Source organism: Flavobacterium sp. (assembly GCF_003525665.1).
In the GTDB taxonomy this organism is placed as follows: domain Bacteria; phylum Bacteroidota; class Bacteroidia; order Flavobacteriales; family Flavobacteriaceae; genus Flavobacterium.
Window position 1 is genome coordinate 14,387 of the sequence record NZ_DQDX01000150.1, and the last position, 7,770, is coordinate 22,156.

9 protein-coding genes are annotated in these 7,770 nt (G+C 32.4%); 3 read left to right on the forward strand and 6 right to left on the reverse strand.

All coding sequences use genetic code 11. From position 1 onward, the window contains the following. The coding region (rplU, locus tag DIU01_RS10635) for a 50S ribosomal protein L21 (RefSeq protein ID WP_290834276.1) at nucleotides 1-233 on the reverse strand (233 nt) is incomplete at its 3' end. Between the two features lie 224 nt (nucleotides 234-457). Here rplU and DIU01_RS10640 point away from each other — a divergent pair. Beyond that, complete coding sequence (locus DIU01_RS10640) at nucleotides 458-1,789, forward strand: pitrilysin family protein (protein ID WP_290834259.1); 1,332 nt, start codon at nucleotides 458-460, stop codon at nucleotides 1,787-1,789. 6 nt (nucleotides 1,790-1,795) lie between these two features. Beyond that, on the forward strand, nucleotides 1,796-3,850 hold the full coding sequence (locus DIU01_RS10645) for a pitrilysin family protein (protein ID WP_290834261.1): 2,055 nt from the start codon (nucleotides 1,796-1,798) through the stop codon (nucleotides 3,848-3,850). 79 nt (nucleotides 3,851-3,929) lie between these two features. On the opposite strand, the gene DIU01_RS10650 is transcribed toward DIU01_RS10645, so the two are convergent. The 3 genes from DIU01_RS10650 to DIU01_RS10660 all read right to left on the reverse strand — a co-directional run bounded on the left by DIU01_RS10650 (nucleotide 3,930) and on the right by DIU01_RS10660 (nucleotide 6,007). After that, on the reverse strand, nucleotides 3,930-4,349 hold the full coding sequence (locus tag DIU01_RS10650; protein ID WP_290834263.1) for a hypothetical protein: 420 nt from the start codon (nucleotides 4,347-4,349) through the stop codon (nucleotides 3,930-3,932). A 132-nt stretch (nucleotides 4,350-4,481) separates the two neighbouring features. Further along, a complete protein-coding gene (locus DIU01_RS10655; RefSeq protein WP_290834265.1) occupies nucleotides 4,482-4,925 on the reverse strand; it encodes a lipocalin family protein in 444 nt (147 codons plus the stop codon). 215 nt (nucleotides 4,926-5,140) lie between these two features. Next, nucleotides 5,141-6,007: a DMT family transporter gene (locus tag DIU01_RS10660; RefSeq protein ID WP_290834267.1), complete on the reverse strand. Its 867-nt coding sequence runs from the start codon at nucleotides 6,005-6,007 to the stop codon at nucleotides 5,141-5,143. Between the two features lie 119 nt (nucleotides 6,008-6,126). Here DIU01_RS10660 and DIU01_RS10665 point away from each other — a divergent pair, with 119 nt between their 5' ends. Further along, a complete protein-coding gene (locus tag DIU01_RS10665; protein ID WP_290834269.1) occupies nucleotides 6,127-6,495 on the forward strand; it encodes a heavy-metal-associated domain-containing protein in 369 nt (122 codons plus the stop codon). Nucleotides 6,496-6,571: 76 nt separating this feature from the next. On the opposite strand, the gene DIU01_RS10670 is transcribed toward DIU01_RS10665, so the two are convergent. Together DIU01_RS10670 and DIU01_RS10675 are read right to left on the reverse strand one after the other, a co-directional pair. After that, nucleotides 6,572-7,117: a fasciclin domain-containing protein gene (locus DIU01_RS10670; RefSeq protein ID WP_290834278.1), complete on the reverse strand. Its 546-nt coding sequence runs from the start codon at nucleotides 7,115-7,117 to the stop codon at nucleotides 6,572-6,574. 116 nt (nucleotides 7,118-7,233) lie between these two features. After that, nucleotides 7,234-7,770: glycerophosphodiester phosphodiesterase family protein (locus DIU01_RS10675; protein WP_290834271.1), on the reverse strand; the 537-nt coding region annotated here is incomplete at its 5' end.

Here is a 7,770-nt window from a genome sequence, read left to right on the forward strand (position 1 = left end):
TTCTTTTTGAAAACGATTACTTTATCACCTTTTAAGTGTTGTAACACTTTTGCTTCAACAGAAGCACCTTCTATAGCTGGGGCGCCTAAAGTTACGTTACCATTATCGTCTAATAAAAGAACTTTGTCAAAAGAAACTTTTGAACCTTCTTCATTAGCCAAACGGTGAACATAAACCTTTAAGTCTTTGCTTACTTTAAATTGTTGCCCTGCTATCTCTACGATTGCGTACATAACAAATTGTTTAGTTAATTTTTTTAAGGTTGCAAATATACAAATAAATATTTCTCTTGCAACGCAATTTTGAAAAAGTTTTTCATTAAAAATCAGTGTGTTATACTTCATCGAGATATTGTGCTAATTACTTTTCTTAAAACCAATAAAAAAATCTATTTTTGTGTAACATTTATGGAAATTCCATACTTATAACTCTATCAACTAAAAATTTATAGTTTTTTATGAAAAAATCTTTAATCGCTTTAAGTTCATTGCTTATGCTTGGAGGAACAGCTCATGCCCAAAAGGTCGCTTTTGAGGAATATGATTTAGCTAATGGAATGCATGTTATCTTGCATAATGATCCATCTGCGCCAGTAGTTATTACATCTGTTATGTACCACGTTGGTGCCAAAGACGAAAACCCTGAAAGAACAGGTTTTGCTCACTTTTTCGAACATTTATTGTTTGAAGGAACTCAAAACATTAAAAGAGGCGAATGGTTTAAAATTGTAACAGGAAATGGTGGAACAAACAACGCCAACACTTCTGACGATAGAACGTACTATTTTGAAGTTTTCCCATCTAACAATTTAGAATTAGGTTTATGGATGGAATCTGAAAGATTGATGCATCCTGTTATTAACCAAATTGGTGTTGATACTCAAAACGAAGTTGTTAAAGAAGAAAAACGTTTAAGAGTTGACAATTCACCATATGGTAACTTAATTGGTCAAGTTAAGAAAAACATGTTCGTGAAACATCCATACCGTTGGGCAACTATTGGTTCTATGGAACATCTTGATGCTGCAACTTTAGAAGAATTTCAAGCTTTCAATAAAAAATTCTATGCTCCAAATAACGCAGTTCTAGTTATTGCAGGTCAAATGGATGTTGCTAAAACTAAAGAATGGGTTCAGAAATACTTCGGACCAATTCCAAGAGGTCAAGAAATTAAAAGAGAAAAATTTGTTGAAGATCCAATTACAACGCAATTAAATGCAACTTATGAAGATCCGAATATTCAAAAACCAATGATTGTTGCTTCTTACAGAACGCCATCAATGAAAACGCGTGATGCTAGAGTTTTAGACATGATTTCTACTATTTTATCTGACGGAAAAAGTTCAAGATTGTACAAGAAAATTGTTGATGATAAGAAAATGGCATTACAAATTGGTGCTTTCAGTTTCAATCAAGAAGATTACGGAATGTACATTCTTTACGGAATGCCTCAAGGTGAAAACACTGCAGCAGACGTTTTAAGAGAAATTGATGAAGAAATCGTTAAACTTCAAACAGAATTAATATCTGAAAACGATTTGCAAAAATTAAAAAACAAATACGATAATACTTACGTTAACAGCAATTCATCTGTAGAAGGTGTTGCTGAGAATTTAGCTTCGTTCTATCTATTATATGGTGATGTAAACTTGATTAACACAGAAATTGAAATGTACCGTTCAATCACTCGTGAAGAAATTAGAGATATTGCTAAGAAATATTTAAATCCAAATCAACGATTGATTTTAGATTACGTTCCTGCAAAAGATAAAGCTGAAAATAAACAATAAGACATCATGAGAAAATCACTAATTATATTATCTAGCTTGTTTTTAACTATCACTATGCAAGCACAAGACAGACCACAACCAAAACCAGGACCAGCGCCGGTTATCAATATTAAAAAACCAGTTTCGTTTGTATTACCAAACGGATTGAAAGTATTAGTTGTAGAAGATCACAAATTGCCAAGAGTTTCTTTTAGTTTATCTATCGATAATGCGCCGTATGCAGAAGGAAACAAAAAAGGTGTTGATGATTTAACAAGTAGCTTAATTGGAAACGGATCTCAGAAAATTGCAAAAGATGCATTTAATGAAGAAGTTGACTTTTTAGGTGCCGACATTAGCTTTAGTTCAAGCGGTGCTTTCGCGAGCGGATTATCTAAATATTCTAAAAGAATTTTGGAATTAATGGCCGATGGTGCTTTGAATCCAAATTTTACTCAAGCAGAATTTGATAAAGAAAAAGAAAAATTAATTGAAGGTTTAAAAACTCAAGAGAAAAGCGTTCCTGCTGTTGCTGGACGTGTTGAAAACGTTCTTGTTTATGGTAAAAATCATCCATCTGGAGAGTATTTATCTGAAGAAACTATTAATAATGTATCGTTATCAGACGTAAAAAATAATTATGCTACGTATTTTCTTCCAGAGAAAGCGTACTTAGTTATTATTGGTGATGTAAAATACAAAGACACTAAAAAATTAGTTGAAAAATTATTCGGAACTTGGGTAAAAGGAAAAGCGCCTCAACAAACGTATTCTGATCCAAGTAATGTTCAATACACACAAATCAACTTTGTGGACATGCCAAATGCAGTTCAATCTGAAATTTCTTTGGTAAATACAGTAAAATTAAAATTGTCTGATCCAGATTTCTTTCCTGTAATTGTAGCAAATCAAGTTCTTGGTGGTGACTTTAATAGTTACCTAAACATGAATTTACGTGAAGCTCATGGTTGGACTTATGGTGCACGTTCAAGTGTAGGTTCAAACAGATTTATGGCTAGTAAATTCAAAGCTAATTCTCAAGTAAGAAATTCAGTTACGGACAGTGCTGTTGTTGAATTTATGAAAGAAATTAAAAGAATTAGAACCGAAAAAGTATCGGATGAAACTTTGAATAACGTAAAAGCGGGTTACATTGGACGATTTGTTATGCAAGTTGAAAAACCTCAAACGGTTGCTCGTTATGCATTGAACATTGAAACTGAAGGTTTACCAGCAGATTTCTACGAAAATTACATCAAAAAAATCGAAGCAGTTACTGCTGATGACGTAATGAGAGTAATGAACAAATACGTTCTTGAAGACAATTTGAGAATAATCGTTACTGGTAAAGGAAGCGAAGTTATTCCTGCTTTAGAAAGATTGAAAATTCCAATGTTCTATTTCGATAAATTCGGAAATCCTACAGAGAAACCTGCTATTAAAAAACCTGTTCCAGCAAATGTTACAGTAAAGTCGGTAATTGATAGTTATGTTGCTTCAATTGGTGGAGAAAAAAACATTAAATCTGTTAAATCTATAGTTTCTGCTGGAACTACAAAAATACCTCAAGCACCAATGCCTTTGGCTTATAACTCTAAAATTGATTCTAAAGGTAGAATGTTAGTTGAGTTATCTATGACAGGAATGGGAGCGATTATGAAACAAGTAGTTAACGGAAATTCGGCTTACATGTCGCAACAAGGACAGAAGAAAGTTCTTGAAGGTGATGAATTAGCTAAAATGAAAGAAAGTGCTGTTTTATTTAGTGAAACTTTATTAGCTACTAAACCTGCTGTTAAAGTGGAATCGATTGAACCAATTAATGGATCTGACGCTTATGTTGTTGTTGATGGTGATACTAAACATTACTTTGATGTAAAATCGGGTTTAAAAACTGCAGAATCTACAACAGACGAAAAACAAGGTAAAAAGTCAACTCAAGTTACTTACTATAATGATTACAGAGATGTAAAAGGAGTTAAACTTCCTTATAATATTGTAATGAATGTTGGTTTTGAACTAGACATTAAAATGAGCGAAGTAAAAATCAACGAAGGTGTTACTGATGCTGACTTTCAATAATTAGAAAGAAATAATTAAATAGTAAAAGACCGTTTCATTAATTTGAAACGGTCTTTTTGGTTTTGAAAAATAAAGATTTTTAATCCGTCACTTTTGAATACCTTCTTGCGCAACCTTCTGCACAAGCTGTGCCAGAAACAGATAAATCATCATCTAAGATTAATTCAGTATCAGATAAACTTCTGATTTTTTGGAATATTGTCTCAGTCGGCGCTGTAACAGTTTCATAGTTTAAAGAAATTATACTATCATTTGACACAGAATAAGTTCCGCCTGGATGCGTGATATAACTATTGTCGGTAAATGTTCCATCTAATTTAAGATTTAAAATAGGACCATTTGAAACTAAACTTGGACCATCAGGATTGGCAGCTAGAAATTCTACTAATTGCCATTTTCCAGCAATAGTCGAAACATTAAATTGAGCGTTGGTGTCGTTATCTTTAGAACAACTTGCAAAAACAATTGCCGTTATAATAATTGCTATTATTTTTTTCATGATTTACTATTTTATTATTCTGCTATTATTATTTGTTGTCTAAAAGCGTCTTCATGATTTTTTTAAATTAATTGAAATTTAAAAAGACCGTTTCATACTTTTTGAAACGGTCTTTTTGGTTTAATTTACCTATTAGTTCATTTTATTATATTTATAACCTACTACAGCATCTGTGCCACAAAATTCATTTGAATACACTTTGGTTTCAAGTGTAGTTTCGTTTAATAAAGAAATTTCTACAGATTCACTATAATTTGGCTCAGTTGGAAAGTTTCGTTTATAATTTAATGTTAATACATTATCAGTAGAAACACTGTATGTTCCAGTATGATTTGCATTTCCTGTAATTTGGCTAAAAGTTTTATTAGTGTTAAAAGTTATTTCATTAACATAATCAACAAGATGAAAATTATCAGTTGGTGGTTGTGCGTCCATATCAAAAGTTGTATAATAACCTATTATTTTCCATGAACCAATTAAATTTTCTGGTGTTTCAATAATATTTGAACTTGCATCACTTGATGAACATCCCAAAACAGCTATTAAGCTTGTTAGCATTAAAATTATTTTTTTCATATTTATTCTGCTATAATAATTTGGTGTGTAAACCGCCTTCGTTGGTAAATAAATTATAATTAACAAGTTACAATATTAGTTAATTTTAGTTTCGAAATTACATTTGTAGAAATCATTCCATAATATTTTTTAAAAATAATCCTCACTTTCTGTTTTCTTTACAATTTTGAACACTGAACACTGAAAACTGAAAACTGACCACTGACCACTGACCACTATTTCTTACTAGAAAGATAAACGCCAATCAATATAATAAATGCTCCAATAAACTGAATAGGAGTTAACATTTCATTGTCTAATAATCCCCAAAAGAAAGCCACAACCGGAATTAAATAGGTGACTGATGTTGCAAAAACTGGCGAAGACATTTGAATTAATTTGAAGAAAATAATATTCGCAATTCCAGTTCCAACAACGCCCAGAATTACAATGTAAATCATCGAATTTTGAACTTCGGCATTTGCTGCAACATTCATAAAATCAGTTGAAAAAAGCACAATCAAAGCTGGAACTAACATCACAGCGAAATTTCCTGTAGAAATACTCAACGGCTTTACATCGGATAAATATTTTTTGAGCAAATTGACATTGGTAGCATAACAAATCGATGCAATTAAAACCAAAATAGTGTACCAATAATTCTGATTCGGATGATTTAATGCACCATTAATAATTAGCAATAAAGTTCCAATTAACCCAATGATTACGCCAAGAATTTGCGAACGCTTAAAGGTTAAACCAAAGGCAAATCCACCAATAATTAATGTATTTAAAGGTGTAAGTGAATTTAGAATAGAACTCACAGAACTGCTAATTTGTGTTTGTGCTACAGCAAATAAAAATGCTGGTATAAACGTGCCAAAAAGTGAGGTTAAAGCAATGTATTTCCATTGATATTGCTTGATTTGTGTTAGGCTTTTAAATCCGATTATCAATAGAAACACGGCCGAAAATATAATTCGTAACGAACCCAATTGCATTGGTGATAAACCAACTAATCCTTTCTTAATTAAGATAAAAGAACTTCCCCAAATTAATGCCAAAATAGTTAGCAATAACCATTTTAATGTTGCTGTTTGCATAAGTTTTATTTAGTACAAATTTGACATAATTTTATGAATTGACATAGTATATTTATTGTAATTTTGTCCATTACAATTGAATGTAATTTTCGAACTCAAATTTTTAAAATATATAGATTATGAAATTTTTAAAATCAATTGCTATTTTAGCTTTGTCATCAGCATTGTTTATTGGATGCAAAGATGCGTCGAGCAAAACAGCAGAAGTAAAAGGAAAGAAAGAAATTGTTGCCGCAGTAAAACCAGAAACAGCTTCGTTCAAAATTGAAGGAATGACTTGTGCCATGGGTTGTGCGAAAACAATTGAAGAAAAATTAGCCGACATGGATGGTGTTCAAAATGCCAAAGTAGATTTTGAAACTAAAATGGCAACCGTTAATTTTGATTTAGACAAATTAAAATCAGACGATTTAGTAAAAGCCGCAGAATCTTGCGCAGACGGAAAAACATACAAAGTATCTGAGGTAAAACTTGGAAATAAAGCTTAATTATTTTACACAAGGTTAATTCATAAAAAAACCGCTACAATTATCTTGTAGCGGTTTTTCCGTTTTGAATTAATAATTATTTAGGCATTACAACCGTGTCAATAGCGTGAATAACACCGTTTGAAGCCGCAACATCTGCAATAGCAACTGTAGAAGTTGCTCTGTTAGCATCTGTTAAAACAACTTTTCCGTCTTTCAAACTCAAATCGATTTTTCCGCCTTGAACAGTAGTAACTGTATATTTTCCGTTTCCTTTTGTGATCGCGTCTGTTACTGCTGCAGCATCAAATTTTCCTGCAACTACGTGATACGTAAGCAAACCTTTTAATTTCTCTAAACTTTCTGGTTTTAATAATCCGTCAACTGTTCCAGCTGGTAGTTTTTCGAATGCTGCGTTCGTTGGAGCAAATACTGTAAACGGACCTTCACCGCTTAAAGTTTCTGCAAGTCCAGCGGCTTTTACTGCTGCTACCAATGTAGTGTGATCAGCAGAGTTTACTGCATTTTGGATAATGTTTTTAGAAGGATACATAGCTGCACCACCTACTTCAACAGTTTTTTCCATTTTTTGTGCGAATGTGATGTTCAATGCGAATGCCGACAAGAACAATAATGTAATCATTTTCATAACCTGTTTTTTTAAAAGTTTTTTGATTGTGTGACAGATTATTTACGAAGAACGATTATACGTGGTTTTAGTATTTTGAAAAAAAACTATCCCCTATTCCCTATCTCCTATTACCTCATCCCTATCCCCTTATACAAATTAGGAAAGTCGGAAATCAACCCATCTACTCCCATGTCTTTTAGTCGTTGCATCGTAGGCAAATCGTTTATAGTCCAGGGAATAACTTTTATTTTCTTAGCCTTACATAGCGCTAAAAGTTCGGTTGTGACTAACGAATAATGTGGACTATAAATAGTGGGTAAGAATCCTAATTCTTTTAATTGTTCCGCTAAAGATCGCTTATCGAAATCTTCTATTAATAGCGCGGTATTTATATTCGGATAGTGCTCGTGTAAGTATTGGAGCGTTCTGGGATCAAAAGATTGAATAGTTATTCTTGCTTCAATTTTCTTACTACGCACTACCCGCATAATCAATTCTACGAATTCGGCGGGCAAGGGATGATAGCTATTATCTGTTTTAGGATCTGATTTTGTTTCAATATTATAATGGGGTAATACTTTTTTTTGTTTACGGGCATATGTTTCAGCGGCATCTATCATATCAGCTAATAAAGGTATAGATACTGCTATTTTTTGCTGCGCTGG

Excerpts from the sequence above, each read along its gene's own strand:
- DIU01_RS10645 (WP_290834261.1), top strand. The coding sequence starts at position 1,796 with ATGAGAAAATCACTAATTATATTATCTAGCTTGTTTTTAACTATCACT.
- DIU01_RS10655 (WP_290834265.1), bottom strand. The coding sequence starts at position 4,925 with ATGAAAAAAATAATTTTAATGCTAACAAGCTTAATAGCTGTTTTGGGA.
- DIU01_RS10660 (WP_290834267.1), bottom strand. The coding sequence starts at position 6,007 with ATGCAAACAGCAACATTAAAATGGTTATTGCTAACTATTTTGGCATTA.
- DIU01_RS10650 (WP_290834263.1), bottom strand. The coding sequence starts at position 4,349 with ATGAAAAAAATAATAGCAATTATTATAACGGCAATTGTTTTTGCAAGT.
- DIU01_RS10670 (WP_290834278.1), bottom strand. The coding sequence starts at position 7,117 with ATGATTACATTATTGTTCTTGTCGGCATTCGCATTGAACATCACATTC.
- DIU01_RS10640 (WP_290834259.1), top strand. The coding sequence starts at position 458 with ATGAAAAAATCTTTAATCGCTTTAAGTTCATTGCTTATGCTTGGAGGA.
- DIU01_RS10665 (WP_290834269.1), top strand. The coding sequence starts at position 6,127 with ATGAAATTTTTAAAATCAATTGCTATTTTAGCTTTGTCATCAGCATTG.